Here is a 19,108-nt window from a genome sequence, read left to right as displayed (position 1 = left end):
GGCCGGATGGGTCGCATGGCTGGGCCGGACGGGTCGGATGTGATGGGCCGTCCGGGTCGGAAATCTCAACCAAACTGTTCTTACGCCATGTGAGTGTATAGGTACAATGGGTGATGCTCAAGAAAGTCGGGGAGCGCTCGCGACGGGTCCCCGGATCGCTTCGACCCCGGGGTGCCGGCACTCCGGAAGGCGCGCCCGAGGCGCACCCCGCGCGGGCGGGGGCGGCCCCCGGCGGGCCGGTCGCGGCCGATCCGGCATGCGCGCCCGCGCTCTTCACCACCGACAGGGAGACGACCATGGCAGCGCTCAACTCCGACCCCGGCACCCGGGAGGCGTTCCCTCCCGGCTCCGGTGTCATCGCCGAGATGATCGGACGCCCCCTGCACTTCGAATCCGCGCGTTACCGACCCACCGACACCTACGCGGAGATCGCCTGCGACCAGGTGTGCCGCGCCCACGCCAGCCTCGGCCTCGCCGACCCGGGCCGCGACGAACTCCGCGCCCTGCTCGACGACCTCACCCACCCGTGGGGCCGGCTCCCCGTCGGCTCGCCCCCCGAACGCGCCTGCTGGGTCTCGATCGACGGCATGCCGTTCGAGGTGTCCGTCGCCTGGGTCGGCGGCGAACCCACCGTGCGCCTGTCCCTGGAGAGCCCCGGAGACGGCACCGCGCGCTCCCGCATGATCGACGGCGCGGCACTCACCCGGCGCCTGGCCGCCCGCCCGGGCGTCTCCGCCGACCGCCTCGCGCGGATCGAGGACCTGTTCACCGCCGACGACCCCCAGGGCTACTTCACCGTGTCCCACGCCGTCGCGTGGCGTCCCGGCGGCCGGCACCGGTACAAGATCTACCTCAATCCCGCCGTCGCGGGCCGCGACCAGTCCCCCCGACGCACGCACGAGGCCATGGTCCGGCTCGGGCTCGAACGCCCGTGGCGCGCCCTCACCGAGCACCTGGGCGGCACCATCGACGCCGGCCACGAGCCGGCGGCCGTCGCGCTGGACCTCGTCGACGGCGACGACTTCCGCGTCCAGGTCTTCCTGGCACACTCCGGATCGTCCCCCGAGGAGATCGACGCCAAGGCCGCCGTCGCCCGCGACCACGTCCCGGGCGTGTTCGCGCGCGCCCTGCGCGAGATCAACGGGCCCCACGACACGCCCGCGTGGCAGCGCAAGCCGCCCGTGACCGCCTACAGCCTCGACCCGCGGCACGACCTGCCCGGCGCCACCATCTACGTCCCGCTGATCCCCGTCCACGACAACGACCGGGCGGCCCGCGACCGGGTCGTCGCCTTCCTGCGCTCCGAGGGCTCGACCGCGGAGAAGGCGTACGTGGACCTCCTCGACGCCTTCGCCGACCGCCCGCTGCACCGCTCGCTGACCCAGAACTTCATCTCCTACCGGGGCGGCGACTCCCCCCGGTTCGCCGTCTACCTGGCACCCGGCACCTACCACGCCGCCGACACCGCCGGCACCGACCACGTCGTCCCGCAACCCCGCGGGTGACCACCCGCGCGTGACCCGCGGCGCGGACGCATCGCCACCGCGCCGCCCACCTGCCCTGTCCCGCGGCGGTGCCCCACCCGGGCGCCGCCGCGGGGCGGGACCGCGGCGCGGCCGAGCCCGTACCGCCGTTCCCCTTCACCCGACCCACCCGTCGTCTACCGGATGAGCCCCATGACGTTCACGTCCACCGCAGCCCACCACCCGCACCGACGCCTGAGCATGCGCTCCACGGACGCGGTCCTCGCCGCGATCCAGGAGAGCGCCGGAACCTCGCTCACCATCGCGGCGGTGGCGGTCTTCCCCGGCCCGGCCCCCACCCCCGCACGCCTGGGCGCGCGGCTCCGCCACAGGTTCGCCTCCGTCGAGCGGCTGCGGCTGCGCCCCGAAACCGACGACCGGGGGCGGCTGCGGCAGCCGTACGCCTGGCTGCGCGCCGACGATCTCGACCCCGCCCGACACATCACGGACGCCAAACTGCTCCCCGGGGAGAACCTCGACGACCTGCTGGCCGAGCTGGTCGGCCGCGGCATGCCGGAGACCCCCGACGCGCCCCTGTGGGAAATCCACGTCGTCCCCGACGCGGAACCCGGGCACCACGCCCTCGTGCTCCGCGCCCACCACGCCCTGCTCGACGGGTCGTCGCTGTTCACCGTGCTGCGCCTGCTCGGCGACGACCCCCGCGGCGAACTGCCGGCCCCCGCCGACCACGCCGCCGAGCCCCGGCCCCGGGCGGACGCCAAGTCGATGGCCCACGCGGTGCGCGGCATGCTGCGCCGTGCCGGTTCGTACGCGTGCAACGTCCCGGTGGAGTCCGGCCGCACCGTGCTGTCGAGCGCGATCCCCGGCGGCACGATGGAGGCGGCCCGCAACGCGCTGCCCGACGACCGCGGCAGCGCCAACGACGTCTTCCTCGCCGCCGTCACCGCGGCACTCGACAGCCACCCCGCGCTGCTGGGCGACGCGCCGCGCACCGACCGCGTCTACACCGGCGTGCCGGTGGACCTGCGCGACCGCGACACCCGCCACGCGCTGGGCAACCACGTGTCGGCGGTGCGCGTGCGCATGCCGCTCGGCGAGACGGACGCGTTGGCGCGGCTGCGCGAGGTGCGGCGGCAGATGAACGACAACAAGCGGCTCGCGCGTGCCCAGGGCCTCGCCCGGCTGACCGGTGGCGTGTCCGGCCTGGGCCTCCCGGTCGTGCGCGGCCTCGCCCGCCAGGCCCTGCGCAGCGACCCGCGCATCACCCTCAACTCCACGCTGCCCCAGTGGGGCCGCGAGGAGTTCGTCGTGGACGGCCGCACCGCCCGCTCGGTCTTCCTCGTCTCGTGCCTCGCCCCGCGCTCGGGCCTCACCCCGGCCCTGACCCGCTACGGCGCCGGCTACACCCTGTGCGTGACCACTGACTCCGCACACAGCACCCACGCCCGGCCCTTCACCGACGCCATCCTCCACGAGATCCGCGCCCTGGCCGCGCTCGGCGAGACCCGCGCCTGAGCGGACGCGGAGGTGGCTCCGATAGCGCCGGGCCGGGACCCCCGCGCGGTCGGCGCCCAGGAAGCCGTCGAGGACGGCCCGCGCGATGGCGTCGGGCGGCAGCCGGGAACAGTCCGGCGGTGCCCAAGGTGTGCGAGAAGTGGTCGACGCCCAGGTCGGGCGGGACCAGTACGGGGCCGCGTTCCGGCCGCGTCGTCCGGTGGCGACCGGTCGTGTGTGTCGACGTGTCGCGTGGTGCGGCATGGTTGCGGGGCGGTCGGGGGCGCGTGTCGGGGGCTGGGCGCGCGTCCACGCGTGGGCCGGGCCTGCCACCGGGCGCCTCGGCCGGTGGCGACCGCTCGTGTGCGCCGGTGTGTGGCGGGGCTTCGGCGGCGCGTCGGGCGGTGGTCGGGCGCGTGTGCCCGTGCGGGGAGCCGGGCCGCCGCCCGCGCCCCGGCCGGGAGACCGGGCGTGGGGGCGGGGGACCCCGTTCGGGCGGTCTCACGCCACGCGGTCGTGGCGCGTCGGGGGCTACAGCGTGTCGGTGTCGAAGACGCCGGTGAGGACGACGGATTGCAGGGCCGGGGCGGTCGAGACGTTTTGTTCGGTCCAGATGGTCTTGCCGGTGCTGCGGTAGCGGCTGCCCCAGCGCTGGGTGAGTTGGGCGACCAGGAACAGCCCGCGTCCGCCTTCGTCGTTGACGGTGGCGCGGCGCATGCGCGGCTGGCTGTTGCTGGGGTCGGACACCTCGCAGATCAGCGTGTCGTCGCGGTAGATGAGGCGCAGTTCGACGGGCGAACCGCCGTACCGGATGGCGTTGGTGACCAGTTCGCTCACCACCAGCTCGGTGGTGTGGGCGAGTTCGTCGAGGCCCCAGCACCCCAGCTGATGGTGTGTCAGTTCGCGGGCGCGGCGCACGATCGACGGGTCGCCGGGCAGGTTCCACTCGGCGACGGACTCGGCCGACACCGCCCGGACGCGGGCGAGCAGCAGCGCGACGTCGTCGCCGTCGGGGGGTTGGAGCGCGCGCAGCACCTCGGAGCCGATCGTGTCGAGCGATTCGTGGCGGTGGCGGCGCATGACGGTGGCGAGTTCGGTCATGGCCGTGCTGATGTCGTCGTCGCGCCGCTCGACCAGGCCGTCGGTGTAGAGCGCGAGGAGGGTGTCCGGCGGCATGTCGACCTCGACGGTCTCGAACGGCAGGCCGCCGACGCCGAGCGGCGGGCCGGGGGTCAGCTCCATGAACTCCGGTTCCTCGCCGGGGCGCAGGACGAGCGGGGGCGGATGGCCCGCGCTCGCGACCGCGCAGCGGTGGAGGACCGGGTCGTACACGGCGTAGAGCACCGTGGCGCCCTGGGCGGCGACGTCGGGATAGACGTCGCCGGTGTCGCGGTCGATCCAGCGCCCGAGGACCAGGTCGTCCAGGTGGGCCAGCATCTCGCCGGGATCGAGGTCGCGGTCGGCGATGGACTGCACCGCCGTACGCAGTCGCCCCATGGCGACCGCCGCGCGCAGCCCGTGTCCGACGACGTCGCCCACCACGAATCCGGCGCGCAGCGACGAGAGCGGCAGGACGTCGTACCAGTCGCCGCCGACGCCGGCGTCCCCGCGCGCGGGGACATAGGTGCCCGCGGTCGTCGCGGCGGGCGTGTCGGTGGTCACCGGGGGCAGCAGGCTGCGCTGCAGGGCGACGGTGGTGTGGTGTTCGCGGGCGTAGCGCCGGGCGTTGTCCAGGGCCAGTGCGCCGCGCGAGGCGATTTCGGCGAGCAGGTCGGCGTCGTCCTCGTCGAACTGCGCGGCGGTGGTGGTACGCCAGGCGGCCAGCACGCCGAGCAGCCGCCCGCTCACGAACAGCGGGGCGATCAGCAGGCTGTGCGCGCCCTCCGGGATCAGTGTCGGCGTCTCGTCGGGGGTCAGGCCGAGTGCCCCGGCCAGTTCCGCCCGGCCCGAGACCCGCACGACCGGGTTGTCGCCCATGGCGTGCAGTTGCGGCGGGTCGGGGAACGGGGGCAGGCGCTTTCCCGCGCCGTGGTAGTGCGGGGGCGTCCGGCCGTCCGGGGTGATGACGGCGACGCGCCGCAGCCGGCGCATGCTCCGCGTCGCGGGCGGCGGTTCCTCGGTGTCGAGGACTTCCTCGGGGATGTCGACGCTCGCCACGTCGGCGAAGTCCGGGACAAGCAGGCGGGCGAGCCCGGTGGCGATGTCGGTCATTTCGAGGGACGCGCCGACGCTCATCGCCGCGGCGTGCGACAGCCGGGCGTGCGGTGTGTTGCCGCGCCCGCGTGCGGGGGGTTCCAGGCCGGCGCGGGTGAGGCGGACGAGCCACGCGGCGTCGCCCTCGCCGCGCGGGGTGAGCGGCTGCGCGCTGTAGCGGACGGGTTCGTGCCGCCCGGCGGGGGAGTGGATGACGGTCGTCCCCGTGCGGACCGTGTAGGGGTCGTCGAGGGCGGTCCCGAGGTACAGGTCCATGCGCCGCCCGAGCAGCCGACCGGGATCGGGCGTGCCGGAGACGACCACCTGGCGTCCGTCGAGCACGAGTACGAGGCCGCCGTTCCTGACGAACGTCTGTTCGGAATCGATCGTGTCACCGACTGCGGCGTCGGCTGAGTCGGCTGGGTCGGAAGAACGCATGCATCGGCCCGCCATCTCCCCGAGTGCTGTGATCGTCGGCTCAATTATGCCGCCGCACCCTGCGGGCGACCATGCTGTGCGCCGGGGACGGGCGGCGCAGCGGGGCCCGGCGACGGTCTCCGAGGACACTTCCGGGACCGGCTCCGGGCGGCGGGCCGGGCCCGGACGAGGGCCGCGGAACGGCGCCTCGCCCGGGCCCGGCGCGGGTGCCGGGTGGCGGCTACTTCAGGTCGGCCAGGCTCTTGCCGACGTCCGCGAGGGTTGTCGGCTGCGCGTAGGCGCCGGTGAGCTTGGGCGACGGGACGTCGCAGCGGTAGTCGCCCTTGTCGGGGCGGAAGTCGGCGGGCCGCCAGCCCTCGGGGGTGGCTTGTACGGCGTTGAAGCAGGCCTGGGCCGGGTCGTTGACCGAGAGGTCCAGAGGGGCCTGGAGGCCGCCCGCGGTCCACGCGGTCTCGCCGCGCGCCGCGTCGTACACGCACTTGCGGGTCAGCTCGTCGCCGCAGCTCGCGGCCGACTTGGCGAAGACCAGCCACGCGGAGAACGCCCGGAGCGAGGGCAGGGTGACCTTGGCGCCGGGGGCGTACTTGGCGTACAGGTCCAGGACGCGCTGCGTGGCCGGGTTGGACGCGGCGTTCTCCAGCGGGGCGACGCCGACGAGGTCGGCGACGTTGTTCTGGGTGGCGAGAACCTGGTTGCCGGCGAGTTCGATGAACGCCGGGTTGTAGGCGTTGTTGTTGGCATCGATCCAGTCGGCTTTGTGGCCGAGGCTGGTCAGCGACTGTTCGAGTTTGGCGAGTTGCGCGTACGAGCCGTAGAAGACGAGGCCGCGGACGTTCTTTTCCTTGATCTTCTGTGCGTACGGCGTCCAGTCGGTCACGCCCGACGCCGGGTAGAGGTCGTCGTACACGACCGTGCCGCCGGCGCTCCGGAGGCTTTCCACCGCCTTGTCGCCGAGCACCTTGGTGACGGGCGAGTCGCCGTTGATGATGCCGATCGCCCCGGCGGACTGCGGAAGGGCCTCCTGGATCAGCCAGTGGTAGAAGCCGGCGTACGGAGCGTAGGAGATCGGCTTCGCCTGCGAGCGGACCTGGAGGTCGGAGCCGTCGGCCTCGGCCGAGGAGGACTGGGCGGGGAAGTCCGGCAACAGGCACGACAGCCGGTCCTTGACGCCCATGCCGTCCAGTGACGCGCCGCCGCCGACCAGGGCGAAGTCCTCGCGGCAGGCCTCGGCGACGCGCTGCCGCACCTCGACCATCTTGGTGTCGCGCGTGTTGGCCACGAGCTTGCGGCCGTTGATGCCGCCCGCCTCGTTGCACCACGACGTGAAGACCTTGGCGGCGTCCACGAACTCCTGGTTCTTCGTGAAGCCGACGTCGGACATGACGCCGACCTTGATCGCGTCGTCGGTGACGCCCTGCGCCGACGAGCCGGAGGGGTCGCCGGGTCGGCAGACGTTCTTCAGGTCGCCGAAGTCGGCGGATGCGGCGGTGGTGGCCTGCGGGGCGGGTGCCGCCCCGCCTTCGCCGTCGGACCCGCCGCGGTCGGCGCAGCCGGCGGCGAGCAGGGCGGCCATCGCGAGTGTGGTGACGGTTCTCCGCGATCTCATCGTGTGTTCCCTCGGGGGTGGGGCCGGGACGGTGGGTCGTCCCCGGTGCGCTTGCGTCACCGGGGCATGCGGCGCGAACCCGCCGCGCGGGCACAGGAGTCGGCGGGCGGGTTCGCACGTGTGGGGGTGGTGCGGGCGGGCCGGGGGGCACTGCGGCGTGCGGCGGGTTCCGTGCGTGTCCCGTCGTGTTCCGTCAGGCCGGTCGGCCGGTCGCCCGGTCGCGTAGGCGGGTCGCCCGGTCGCGTCGGCCGCGTCGGCTCAGTCGAGCGGCGTCGGCCGGTAGCGGCCCGCCGGGCGGCCGGGGTGCAGGACGACCTCGGTGCCGGGTTCGGCGGTACGCAGCGTGTCCACGATCGCGGCGGCGACCTCGTCGGAGGTGAGCATGGGGATTCCGGCGGCCTGGAACTGCTCGCGTCCGCCGGCCGTCAGGGGGGTGTCGACCAGGCCGGGGCAGACCGCGCTCAGGCGGATCCCCTCGGCGGCGAGTGTGCCGGAGAACGCGCGGACCAGGCCGATGACGGCGTGCTTGGTCATGGTGTAGATCGGGTCCTGCGGCACGCCCTTGAGCGCCGCGTGCGAGGCGGTGACCACGATCGAGCCGCCGCCGTGCCGCCGCATGACCGGCAGCGCCGCGCGCAGGCCGTAGACGACCGAGTGCTGGTTGACGCCGACGACGGCCTGGTAGCGGTCGAGGTCGAGCGTCGCGGGGTCCTTGTCGGAGCAGTTGATGCCGGCGTTGAGCACCACCAGGTCGACCCGCTCGCCGGCGGCGGCGACGGCCTTCCGGGACAGCTCGGGGTCGGTCAGGTCGCCGACGACGGCCGTCCCGCCGATCTCCGCGGCCACCCGCTCGACCGCGGGGTTGCGGTCCACCAGCACGCACCGCGTGCCGGACGCCGCGAGTCGGCGGGCGACCGACTCCCCGATGCCGCCCGCGGCGCCCGTGATGATCGCCGTCTCGCTCATCCGTTTCACCTCTCCTACTTACGTGTAGGTAGGAACGTAGAGGATGGAGGAGGCCTGGCGATAGGGTCCGGACGTGACGATCGGACAAACGGGTACGACGCGGAGCAGGCGCGACGAGATCATCGACGCCGCGCTGGAGCTGTTCGCCGTACGCGGTTACCAAGGCGCCTCGATGGACGCGATCGCACAGCGGGTGGGGCTGACCCGGCAGGGTGTCCTGCACTATTTCCCCAGCAAGGAGCGGCTGCTCGTGGAAGTCCTCGCCCGGCGCGAGGACTTCGCCCGCGAACGCCTGCGGTCGGCGTACGCCGAGGAGGACCTGCCCGCGCAGATGGCCCAGGTCGTCGCGCATGACCACGAGCGCGCGGGCCTCACCCAGGTCTACAGCGTGCTGCTGGGCGAGAGCGTGACCGAAGGGCACCCCGCGCAGCAGTACTTCCGCGACCACTACGCGGGGGTGCGCACCCGTATGGTCGACAGCTTCACCGAGCGCTGGGGCGAGCGCCTGCCCAGCGGCCTGACCCCGCGCGCGGCGGCGGTCGCGCTGCTCGGGCTGCTCGACGGGATGCAGCAGCAGTGGCTGCTCGACCCCGGGCAGGACGACCACCCGGAGATCATGCGGGACGTGCTGAGCGTGCTGTTCGGCGCGGAAACGCCGCCGGCCGCGGTACCGGGCCCCGCGCGGCCGCCCGGCGACCGCCGCCGCGACGTGCCCCTCAAGGGCGCCACCCGGCGCGAACAGATCCTGCGGGCCGCGCTGGAGGTCTTCGCGGAGCCGGGCACGCGCGGCACGCTCCAGGAGATCGCGAACCGGGTCGGCGTGAAACAGCCGTCGCTGCTGCACTACTTCGCGTCACGTGAGGAACTGCTGCTCGCGGTCCTGAGGGAACGCGGCGAATCCGGCGCGGCGCCGGTCCGCGCCGAGGACGACCCCGCCGCGGCGGTGACCGCGTGGGTGCGGCACGAGCTCGACGAGCCGGGACTGATCAGACTCCTGGCCACGCTCTCGGCGTCCGCGACCGACCCCGAACACCCCGCGCACGACTACTTCGCCGACCGGGGCAAGGCCGCGCACGCCTCGCTCGCCGCGGGGCTGACCCGGGCCCAGCGCGAGCACCGCGTCCGCGACGACGAACGGGCCGACGACCTGGCCCGCCTGCTGCCCGCCGTCGTCGACGGCCTGCGGACGCAGTGGCTGCTGGACCCGTCCGTCGACATAGCCGCTCTGGTCGACACGTTCCTGCGGATGTGCGCGGACCCCGGGCCGCCGCGGGATTGAATATCTAAGTGCGTTAGCCCGAGCAACCCCTCGGGGTCGTCCAGCCCGAGCACGTACGCGTGGTTCTGCCACGCCCGCAGCGGCACGCCCATGCGCGTCACCTCGCGCAGCACCGCCCGCTCGACGGCGTCGAGCCCCGCGTACGGGTCGCCCGAGCCGCCGGGAGCCACTCTGGCCCGTGGCAAGACCTTGCCGGGCCCTGAAATTCGGTCAAAGCACATATACGCCCCTCGCCGATCACGCCCGCACGTGTTTTTCGCATGTCGTCCCGCCGCCCTCGGATAGGAACTATTGTTCGAGTGGCGTGCGGTCGGACCCCTCGGGCCGCGCATCGATCACGAATCGAGAAGCGCTCGCCGCCGGGCCGTGCCTAGCCTGACGCCCTGACCGCCGCGACCCCCGTCCGCGGCAGCCGTGGAATCGGGGCTCGACCGCGCGCAGCCGTACGACGGACCGACAGATGGAGACACGATGAGCAAGGCCACGAGCACGGACGCGTCATCGCCCGCGCCGAGGGAAGCCGACAGCCACGACTGGATCCGCGTGCACGGCGCGCGCGTGAACAACCTCAAGGACGTCCACGTCGAGATTCCCAAGCGCCGCCTCACCGTGTTCACCGGCGTCTCCGGCTCGGGCAAAAGCTCCCTGGTCTTCGGCACGATCGCCGCGGAGTCGCAGCGGCTGATCAACGAGACCTACAGCGCGTTCGTCCAGGGCTTCATGCCGACGCTCGCGCGGCCCGAGGTCGACGTCCTCGAGGGCCTGACCACCGCGATCATCGTCGACCAGCAGCGCATCGGCTCCGACCCGCGCTCCACGGTCGGCACCGCCACCGACGCCAACGCGATGCTGCGCATCCTCTTCAGCCGGCTCGGCCGACCGCACATCGGCCCGCCGGGCGCGTTCGCGTTCAACGTCCCCTCGGTGACCGCGAGCGGCGCGATCACCGTCGACCGCGGGGCCGACAAGAAGGCGGTCAAGGCCACCTTCTCGCGGACCGGCGGCATGTGTCCCGGCTGCGAGGGCCGCGGCACGGTCTCCGACATCGACCTCACGCAGCTGTACGACGACTCCAAGTCGATCGCCGAGGGCGCGTTCACCATCCCGGGCTGGAAGTCCGACAGCTTCTGGACCGTGCGGCTCTACGCCGAGTCCGGCGTCCTCGACCCGGACAAACCGATCGCGAAGTTCACCAAGAAGGAGATGCGGGACTTCCTGTACCACGAGCCGGTCAAGGTCAAGGTCGAGGGCGTGAACCTCACCTACGAAGGGCTGATCCCCAAGATCCAGAAGTCGTTCCTGTCCAAGGACAAGGAGGCGATGCAGCCGCACATCCGGGCCTTCGTCGAGCGCGCGGTCACCTTCACCACGTGCCCGGACTGCGACGGCACGCGCCTCGCGGAGGCCGCCCGGTCGTCGAAGATCGCCGGCATCAGCATCGCCGACGCGTGCGCGATGCAGATCAGCGACCTCGCCGCGTGGGTGCGGGCGCTGGACGAGCCCTCCGTGGCACCGCTGCTCACCACGCTCGGCCGCACACTCGACTCGTTCACCGAGATCGGCCTCGGCTACCTGTCGCTCGACCGGCCCTCCGGCACGTTGTCCGGCGGCGAGGCGCAGCGCGTCAAGATGATCCGCCACCTCGGCTCCTCGCTCACCGACACGACGTACGTCTTCGACGAGCCCACGACCGGCCTGCACCCCCACGACATCCGGCGCATGAACGATTTGCTGCTGCGGCTGCGCGACAAGGGCAACACCGTGCTCGTCGTCGAGCACAAGCCGCAGACGATCGCGATCGCCGACCACGTCGTCGACCTGGGCCCGGGGGCGGGATCGGCGGGCGGCATGGTCTGCTTCGAGGGAACGGTCGACGGGCTGCGCTCCGGCGACACCGTCACCGGGCGGCACCTCGACGACCGGGCCGTCCTCAAGGACGAGGTGCGCAAGCCCACCGGGTCGCTCGCGATCACCGGCGCGAACACACACAACCTGCGCGACGTCGACGTCGACATCCCGCTCGGCGTGCTGTGTGTGGTCACCGGGGTGGCCGGCTCCGGCAAAAGCTCGCTGATCCACGGCTCGATCCCCGCGTCGGCGGGCGTCGTCTCCGTCGACCAGACGCCCATCCGGGGCTCGCGGCGCAGCAACCCGGCGACGTACACGGGCCTGCTCGACCCGATCCGCAAGGCGTTCGCGAAGGCCAACGGCGTCAAGCCGGCGCTGTTCAGCGCCAACTCCGAGGGCGCCTGCCCCGCGTGCAACGGCGCCGGCGTCGTCTACACCGACCTGGCGATGATGGCCGGCGTCGCGACCACGTGCGACGAGTGCGAGGGCAGGCGGTTCCAGGCCGCGGTGCTCGACCACCACCTCGGCGGGCGCGACATCAGCGAGGTGCTGGCGATGTCGGTCGACGAGGCCGATGCCTTCTTCGGCGGGGGCGACGCGCACACCCCCGCGGCCCACCGCGTCCTGCGGCGCCTCTCCGACGTCGGCCTCGGCTACCTGCGCCTCGGCCAGCCGCTCACGACGCTGTCGGGCGGCGAGCGGCAGCGGCTCAAACTCGCGACGCACATGGCGGACAAGGGCGGCGTCTACGTCCTGGACGAGCCCACGACCGGCCTGCACCTCGCGGACGTCGAGCAACTGCTCGGCCTGCTGGACCGCCTCGTCGACTCCGGCAAGTCGGTCATCGTCATCGAACACCACCCGGCGGTGATGGCCCACGCCGACTGGATCATCGACCTCGGCCCCGGCGGCGGCCACGACGGCGGCACCATCGTCTACGAAGGCACCCCGGCAGACCTGGTCACCGCCCGCCCGACCCTCACCGGCGAACACCTCGCGGAGTACGTCGGCGCATAAGCCGAGGCGCGGCGGCGGGCGAGGGGAAACCGAACCCCCGGCCCGCCGCCCGCACCCGCCGCCCACCGGCTCGCCCGCGTCGCCCGTTTCGTTGCGTGCCCGGGTGCCGGAGTGTCCGGCCGAGACGCCCACAGCGGACCGGTGCCGCTCGGCCCCCGCCGAGACGCGGCCGGGGGTGGCACGGGTGGGTGGGCGCGCCTCGTCCCGGCGATCGCCGCGTCGTTCGCCGGCCGTCGATATGACAACGGGCGGCTTCTCGCGCTGCGTCCGCACTGTCGTCGGGTCGTGTCGGTGTGTGGACGGCGGCCGGCCGGTCGTCTGCGCGGTCGGTTGCGGCGTGGGCCGAGCCGCGACCGTCGGGCGGCGGTGCCGGCGACCGCGCGGCGCGTGCGGCGTGCGGCGTTCAGGCGTTCGGGCGTTCGGGGTGATGCTCACCTCGGCACCTCGGCACCTCGGCACCTCGGCACCTCGGCGCGGCCGGACTGGGCTGCCGAGTGTGCGTCGTCCCCGCATGCCGAGACGCGCGAATCCCGGGTTTGCCGCCGGGATTCGCGCGTCTCAGGGGTTGAGGGTCACGCCAGGTCGAACCGGTCCAGGTCCATCACCTTGGCCCAGGCCGCGACGAAGTCGGCGACGAACTTCTCGCGCGCGTCGTCGCTCGCGTAGACCTCGGCGACCGCGCGCAGTTCGGCGTTGGAGCCGAAGACGAGGTCGGCGCGGCTGCCGGTCCACCGGACCTCGCCGGTGGCGGCGTCGCGGCCCTCGAACGCGTTGCCGTCCTCGGCGACCGCGTGCCACGTCGTCCCCGTGTCCAGCAGGTTGCGGAAGAAGTCGTTGGTCAGCGTGCCGGGCGACGTCGTGAGGACGCCCAGCGACGACTGCCCCTGGTTCGCGCCCAGCACCCGCAGGCCACCGACCAGCACCGTCAGCTCGGGGGCGCTCAGGGTCAGCAGGTTCGCCCGGTCGATCAGCAGGTACTCGGCGGGGAGCCGGTTGCCCTTCCCGTGGTAGTTGCGGAATCCGTCCGCGGTCGGTTCGAGCGCCGCGAACGACTCGACGTCGGTCTCCTCCTGCGACGCGTCCACACGGCCCGGCGTGAACGGCACCTCGACGTCGACCCCGGCGTCCTTCGCGGCCTTCTCGATGGCCGCGCCGCCCGCGAGCACGATCAGGTCGGCGAGCGAGACCCGCGCACCGTCGGCCTTGTCGGCGTTGAACGACTTCTGGATCCCCTCCAGCGCGCTCAGCACCGTCGCGAGCCGGTCGGGGTCGTTGACCTCCCAGCCGATCTGCGGTTGCAGGCGCACCCGCGCGCCGTTCGCGCCGCCGCGCTTGTCGCTGCCGCGGAACGTCGACGCCGACGCCCACGCGGCCGACACCAGGTCGGACACCGTCACGTCGGCGGCCAGCACGCGCGCCTTCAGGGCCGCGATGTCGTCCGCGCCGATCGACTCCGCGGGCGCCTCGGGGAGGGGGTCCTGCCACAGCAGGGTCTCCGCCGGGACCTCCGAGCCGAGCAGCCGGACGGCCGGGCCCATGTCGCGGTGCGTCAGCTTGTACCACGCACGGGCGAACGCGTCCGCGAACGCCTCCGGGCTCTCCAGGAAGCGCCGCGAGATCTGCTCGTACGCCGGGTCGAACCGCAGCGAGAGGTCGGTCGTCAGCATCGTCGGAGCGTGCGTCTTCGCCGGGTCGTGCGCGTCCGGGACCGTGCCCGCTCCGGCGCCGTCCTTCGGCCGCCACTGGTTGGCTCCGGCGGGGCTCTGGAACAGCTCCCACTCGTAGCCGAACAGCGTCTCGAAGAAGCTGTTGTCCCACGCGGTCGGCGTGGCGGTCCAGATGCCCTCCAGGCCGCTGGTGATCGCGTCGCCGCCCTTGCCCGTGCCGTACGTGCTCGACCAGCCGAGCCCCTGCTGCTCGATCGCCGCCGCCTCGGGGTCGGCGCCCACGCTCTCCGCGGGGCCGGCGCCGTGCGTCTTGCCGAAGGTGTGGCCGCCCGCGATGAGGGCGACGGTCTCCTCGTCGTTCATCGCCATGCGGCGGAACGTCTCGCGGATGTCGCGCGCCGCGGCGATCGGGTCCGGAGTGCCGTTGGGGCCTTCGGGGTTGACGTAGATGAGGCCCATCTGGACCGCGCCGAGCGGGTTCTCCAGCTCACGGTCGCCGGTGTAGCGCTCGTCGCCGAGCCACGTGGTCTCCGGCCCCCAGTAGACGTCCTCGTCGGGCTCCCACGCGTCCACCCGCCCGCCGCCGAAGCCGAACGTCTCGAAGCCCATCGACTCCAGCGCGACGTTGCCCGCGAGGATGAGCAGGTCGGCCCACGAGAGGTTGCGGCCGTACTTCTGCTTGACCGGCCACAGCAGGCGGCGGGCCTTGTCGAGGTTGCCGTTGTCGGGCCAGCTGTTCAGCGGGGCGAAGCGCTGCTGCCCCGTTCCCGCGCCGCCGCGCCCGTCGCTGATGCGGTACGTGCCGGCGCTGTGCCACGCCATGCGGATCATGAGCGGGCCGTAGTTGCCGAAGTCGGCCGGCCACCAGTCCTGCGAGGTGGTCAGGACCTCGGCGATGTCCCGCTTCACCGCCGGGAGATCGAGGGTCTTGAACGCCTCGGCGTAGTCGAAATCCGCTCCGAAGGGATTCGCCGACGGCGGGTTCTTCGCGAGGATCTTGAGATTCAGGCGCTCGGGCCACCACTGGCGGTTGCCGCCGCCTTGCGTCGGGTGTGGGGCACGTCCGTGCGCGACGGGGCAACCACCGGTGCCCTCGTCCTTCGCGTCGGTGACGATTGCGTCGTGGTTTTCGCCCTCAGAAGCAGACATGGGAATCCTTCCGCAGCAGGTCGATCAGGTGCTCGGACTCGGCGGCAATCCCGGGACAGCGCTGTCACCGCCAACGATCCTACGATGGACAGAGTCCAAGTCAAGAAATTTCCCAGTCCCATATTGAATCGGAAGCCGGACATCCGCTGGTAAACTCGCCCGTAGTCACGCCGTACGCTGTTACGCCGAAAAGGTGAACCCACATGAGCGAGCGAAGCGAACGAATCACCGCGGTGGATGCGCTTCGCGAATGCGGCTCCGAGCGAAGCGAGGTGTCGGCATGAGCGACCTGCTGGAACGACTGCGAGGACGCGGCTGGCGCATGACCTCCCAGCGGCGGGTCGTCGCCGAGGTCCTCAGTGGCGACCACACGCATCTGACCGCCGACGAGGTGCACGCCCGCGCGGCGCGGCGTCTGCCCGAGATCTCCCGGGCGACCGTCTACAACACGCTGGGCGAACTGGTCTCCCTCGGCGAGGTCATCGAGGTCGCGACCGACGGCCGCGCCAAGCGCTACGACCCCAACGCGCACCGCCCGCACCAGCACCTGGTGTGCTCCAAGTGCGGCACCATCCGCGACGTCCACCCCGACGGGGACCCGCTCACCGACCTCCCGGCGGACCAGCGCTTCGGCTTCACGGTGTCCGAGGTCGAGGTCACCTACCGGGGGCTGTGCCCGAACTGCGCGTAGAAGCACGCGTGTTCGGCTCCGGGGGCGGAAACCGGGGCCGCGCCCGCCGTACGGCCGGGGCGGCGCGACCGCCGCGGTGACCGTCCTCGTGCCGGTGAGGACGGGCCGGGGCGCGAGGTCTCGGGGTGCGTACGCTCTCGGGTTTCCCGGGGGGCTTGATTGCCGCGCTCGGCGGGACCGATGTCGGCGCTGGGCGGCGGGAGGCGCCGTGTGCTCGCGCGTGTTCGTCGGCAGGGTCCTCCCCGTGCGCCGGGCTCGTGGCACCTGCTCCGGGCACGAGGTCGCGGCGGCGGTGTCCTGCCCGTGGCACGGGTGCGGTGTCACGCTTCGCTGAAGCGCATTACCGACGGCGTACCGCGCGCTGTCCCGGCCGAGCGCGTCCTGCGGCTCCGCCGGTCCCGACCCGTGCCCGAGGAAGCGTCACGCCAGGATTCCCGAGCCCCTGCGGCAGCGGATGATCACCGCGATCGCGGACCAAATGACCCTGCGCGCAACGCAGTTCGCCGAGCTTGTCCCGCCGCCCGGATGCGTGGTCCTGCTGGGGGACAGCATCACCGAGGGCGGCCTGTGGCACGAGTGGTTTCCGGATGTTCCGCTGGTGAACCGGGGAATCGGCGGCAACACCGTCGCCGACGTCCTGGCCCGACTCGACACCGCGGTCGTCGACCCCGCCGCGATCTTCCTGCTCATCGGGACGAACGACCTGGAGACCGGACTCGCCAAGGACCAGGTGTTCGCCCGGAGGCCACGCCTGACGCCCGGTCAGATCGCGGAAGGCATGCGCCACTTGGTGAGCGCCATCCGCGAACGTGCCCCGCACGCCGACCTGTTCATCCAGAGTGTGATGCCGCGCGAGCCCGAGGTGGCGGGTCGGCTGCACGAACTCAACGCCGCCTACCGGGAGATCGCGAAGGACGCCGACGCGACGTACATCGACCTGTGGCCGGCGCTCGCCGATGAAACGGACGGCCTGCGACCCGCGTTCACGGTCGACAGCCTGCACCTGAACGGGGCCGGATACGCGGCGTGGGTGGAGGTGCTGCGGCCGTACGTCGACGGACTGGACCTCGGGCGGGGGAGCGGGGGCGAGCGCAGCGGCTCGGCGGTGTGACGGGAGCCCGGGGCGGCGGTGTGTCGGGGCGCGGGCGGTTGGCGCGGCGGTCGGCGCATCGGCGTCGAGCCCGGCCGACGGCGGGTGGCCGCGGTTGGCCGGGCTCGGGCTCAGACCTTGCAGTAGGCGGTGCTGATCGCGTCGACGATCCTGGCGGCCTTCGCGGTGTCCACGTCGGCGCCCGTCCCGCGGTAGCGGTCCGCGGCGTACGCGACGACTGTCGCCCGGTCCTTGACGATGCGCAGGTCGTCGCACGTGCTCATGGCGTGGAAGATCGCGGTGTCCGCCGATGTGGTCAGCGCGGGGTCGATCGCGGTGAGTGCGGCGATGACCGCCGTCTTCTGCGCGTCGGTCGGCGGCTGGAACGACACGGCGTTCGACGGGTTCGCCCCCGGGGACGTCGCCCCGGCCGAGGTCGACGCCTCCTGGCTGCCGCAGCCCACGAGCAGGATCGGGGCGGCGACGGCCGCGAGGATGGCGAGGCGGGTACGTGGCATGGTGCTCCCCCGTCGGGTTCTTCGTGACTCCAGCGTTATATCAGGGGTGGTGGACGGCCTGGTGGGCCGGTCCGACCGCCGGGTTGGGGAGGCGGGCGGGGTGGCGTCTGTTGCGGTGGCGCGATGTCTGGCTCGTGTCGGTCTGCGGGTCGGTAATGCGCATGAACGCTCGGGCGTCGAGTGGTGTGGGCGGCGGTGCGGGTGACGGATCCCACGTCGCGGGGAGGGTGGGTGCGTCCTGGTTGGTGTCGCCCGGGCGGGGCGGGCGTCGCGCTGTGCGACTTCGGAAGCGGGCGGGTGGGCCCGTTCGTCCTCCGGCCTTTGTGTTCCGTCCGTGGCCGCGGATTTCCGGAACGGAGGGCGAAACGTCACGACTGCGGTCAGACTTGTCGGTCACCGGGCGGGGGCCCTCGGATACGGCGCGCGAGCGCGTCCCGGCGTGCCGGCCCCCGCCCTGAGGCCGTGACAGCACGGTGATGCGCCGACGGACACCAGGGGAACGCGATGACACACGAACCACCGGCCGCACCCGGTCGTACGCGCGGGGCCGCAATCCGGGAGTGGGCCGCCGGCAACAAGGTCAAGGCCGGGGTCGTCGTCGGTGTGGCGGTGCTGGTGATCCTGGGCATCGTGGGTGCGGTGGCCGGGTCGGTGTCGGGCTCCGGGTCCGGGTCCGACAAGGCGGACGGGACCGCCGCCGGGGCCTCGGTCTCGTCTGCCGCCGGGACGCCGGGAGCGCCGACGGGCAGTTCGGCCGCGGATCCGTCCGGGCCGACCGGTGCCGACCCGGCCGCGTCCGCGTCCGCCGAAGCCCCGTCCGCTCCCGTGCCGTCGCGGGCCGCCGCGCCGGTGCTGCCGCTGTTCGTCGGGCAGGGGCTCCAGACGGCACAGGACACCGCCCAGGCCGCGGGGTACTTCCACCTCGCGTCGACCGATGCGCTCGGCCGCGACAGGATGCAGATCCTTGGTCGCGAATGGCAGGTCTGCTTCCAGGACCCGGCGCCGGGCCCGGTCGCCGAGGACGCGACGATCACCTTCGGAGTGGTCCGCGTCGACGAGACGTGTCCGGCGAACCCCGTGCCTGTCGAGACGACTTCGGCGGATCAGGGCGATCCCGTGCCGAACGTGGTCGGCAAGAGCGCGAACGTCGCCCGCGACGCCTTTCCGCGGTCGGCGAGCGTGAGCGTCCGCGACGTCTCCGGAACCGGGCGCATGGTGCTGGTGCGCAGCAACTGGCTGGTGTGCGGCCAGACTCCGGCTCCCGGTACGCCGTACACCGGCCAACCGGTGACGCTCGACGTGGTCAAGTTCGGGGAGACCTGTCCCTGAGTCCTGGGTCCTGAGCTTTGGGCCTTGGCCTTGGGCCTTGGGCCGCAGCTTGGCCCCGGGGCCTCCGCGGCGGAGCAGACCCACCATGAGCATCGGTCCCTGCGGCGTGTGCGGGGGCTCGCCCGTCGGACGACGGCAGGACCCGCGCGGGGGAGCGCCCACAAGCCCGATGCCCGGCAGCCCCCGCCCGGCCCGCACACCGTCCCCGGAGACGACGAAAGGCAAGGAGTGCGTCCTCCTTGCCCTCCTCAACATATAGCGCACCGGGGGCCTTGCGGCAAGGCCCCCGGTATGCCGCAGAATCGTCGACCGAGGCCGGGAACCTGACGAAATCCGGTA

The 19,108-nt window shown here is 72.9% G+C and carries 12 protein-coding genes; 7 read left to right on the top strand and 5 right to left on the bottom strand.

Annotated elements, in window-relative coordinates; genetic code table 11:
- Nucleotides 1–296: 296 nt before the first annotated feature.
- On the top strand, nt 297–1,505 hold the full coding sequence (locus LO772_RS01635; protein WP_231776492.1) for a tryptophan dimethylallyltransferase family protein: 1,209 nt from the start codon (nt 297–299) through the stop codon (nt 1,503–1,505).
- Nucleotides 1,506–1,676: 171 nt separating this feature from the next.
- Nucleotides 1,677–2,999: a wax ester/triacylglycerol synthase domain-containing protein gene (locus LO772_RS01630; protein WP_231776491.1), complete on the top strand. Its 1,323-nt coding sequence runs from the start codon at nt 1,677–1,679 to the stop codon at nt 2,997–2,999.
- A gap of 510 nt (nt 3,000–3,509) precedes the next feature.
- On the opposite strand, the gene LO772_RS01625 is transcribed toward LO772_RS01630, so the two are convergent.
- The 3 genes from LO772_RS01625 to LO772_RS01615 all read right to left on the bottom strand — a co-directional run bounded on the left by LO772_RS01625 (nt 3,510) and on the right by LO772_RS01615 (nt 8,181).
- On the bottom strand, nt 3,510–5,609 hold the full coding sequence (locus tag LO772_RS01625) for an ATP-binding SpoIIE family protein phosphatase (RefSeq protein WP_231776490.1): 2,100 nt from the start codon (nt 5,607–5,609) through the stop codon (nt 3,510–3,512).
- Nucleotides 5,610–5,829: 220 nt separating this feature from the next.
- The gene (locus LO772_RS01620) at nt 5,830–7,215 is read right to left on the bottom strand and encodes an ABC transporter substrate-binding protein (RefSeq protein ID WP_231776489.1); all 1,386 of its coding nucleotides are present in this window, start codon (nt 7,213–7,215) and stop codon (nt 5,830–5,832) included.
- A gap of 258 nt (nt 7,216–7,473) precedes the next feature.
- Complete coding sequence (locus tag LO772_RS01615) at nt 7,474–8,181, bottom strand: SDR family oxidoreductase (RefSeq protein ID WP_231776488.1); 708 nt, start codon at nt 8,179–8,181, stop codon at nt 7,474–7,476.
- Between the two features lie 73 nt (nt 8,182–8,254).
- On the opposite strand from LO772_RS01615, the gene LO772_RS36055 reads away from it, so the two are divergent.
- Together LO772_RS36055 and LO772_RS01600 are read left to right on the top strand one after the other, a co-directional pair.
- Complete coding sequence (locus LO772_RS36055; protein ID WP_331717303.1) at nt 8,255–9,460, top strand: TetR/AcrR family transcriptional regulator; 1,206 nt, start codon at nt 8,255–8,257, stop codon at nt 9,458–9,460.
- Nucleotides 9,461–9,931: 471 nt separating this feature from the next.
- Nucleotides 9,932–12,325, top strand: a complete 2,394-nt coding sequence (locus tag LO772_RS01600; RefSeq protein WP_231776487.1) for an ATP-binding cassette domain-containing protein — start codon at nt 9,932–9,934, stop codon at nt 12,323–12,325.
- Between the two features lie 572 nt (nt 12,326–12,897).
- On the opposite strand, the gene katG is transcribed toward LO772_RS01600, so the two are convergent.
- The gene (gene katG / locus LO772_RS01595; RefSeq protein ID WP_231776486.1) at nt 12,898–15,141 is read right to left on the bottom strand and encodes a catalase/peroxidase HPI; all 2,244 of its coding nucleotides are present in this window, start codon (nt 15,139–15,141) and stop codon (nt 12,898–12,900) included.
- Nucleotides 15,142–15,421: 280 nt separating this feature from the next.
- Here katG and LO772_RS01590 point away from each other — a divergent pair, with 280 nt between their 5' ends.
- Both LO772_RS01590 and LO772_RS01585 read left to right on the top strand, forming a co-directional pair.
- Nucleotides 15,422–15,832 carry a Fur family transcriptional regulator gene (locus LO772_RS01590; protein WP_231776485.1) on the top strand — a complete coding sequence of 137 codons (411 nt, stop codon included), beginning with the start codon at nt 15,422–15,424 and terminating at the stop codon, nt 15,830–15,832.
- Nucleotides 15,833–16,310: 478 nt separating this feature from the next.
- Nucleotides 16,311–16,943, top strand: coding sequence for a GDSL-type esterase/lipase family protein (locus LO772_RS01585; protein ID WP_231776484.1), 633 nt, complete (start codon nt 16,311–16,313; stop codon nt 16,941–16,943).
- 110 nt (nt 16,944–17,053) lie between these two features.
- Here LO772_RS01585 and LO772_RS01580 read toward each other — a convergent pair whose 3' ends face one another.
- The gene (locus LO772_RS01580; protein WP_231776483.1) at nt 17,054–17,440 is read right to left on the bottom strand and encodes a hypothetical protein; all 387 of its coding nucleotides are present in this window, start codon (nt 17,438–17,440) and stop codon (nt 17,054–17,056) included.
- A gap of 504 nt (nt 17,441–17,944) precedes the next feature.
- Here LO772_RS01580 and LO772_RS01575 point away from each other — a divergent pair.
- Nucleotides 17,945–18,769, top strand: a complete 825-nt coding sequence (locus LO772_RS01575) for a hypothetical protein (RefSeq protein ID WP_231776482.1) — start codon at nt 17,945–17,947, stop codon at nt 18,767–18,769.
- The last annotated feature ends 339 nt before the right edge of the window (nt 18,770–19,108 follow it).

It is taken from the genome of Yinghuangia sp. ASG 101, assembly GCF_021165735.1.
Taxonomy (GTDB): domain Bacteria; phylum Actinomycetota; class Actinomycetes; order Streptomycetales; family Streptomycetaceae; genus Yinghuangia.
The sequence above is the reverse complement of the archived record's forward strand: the minus strand, read 5'-3'. Positions and strand labels throughout refer to the sequence as shown.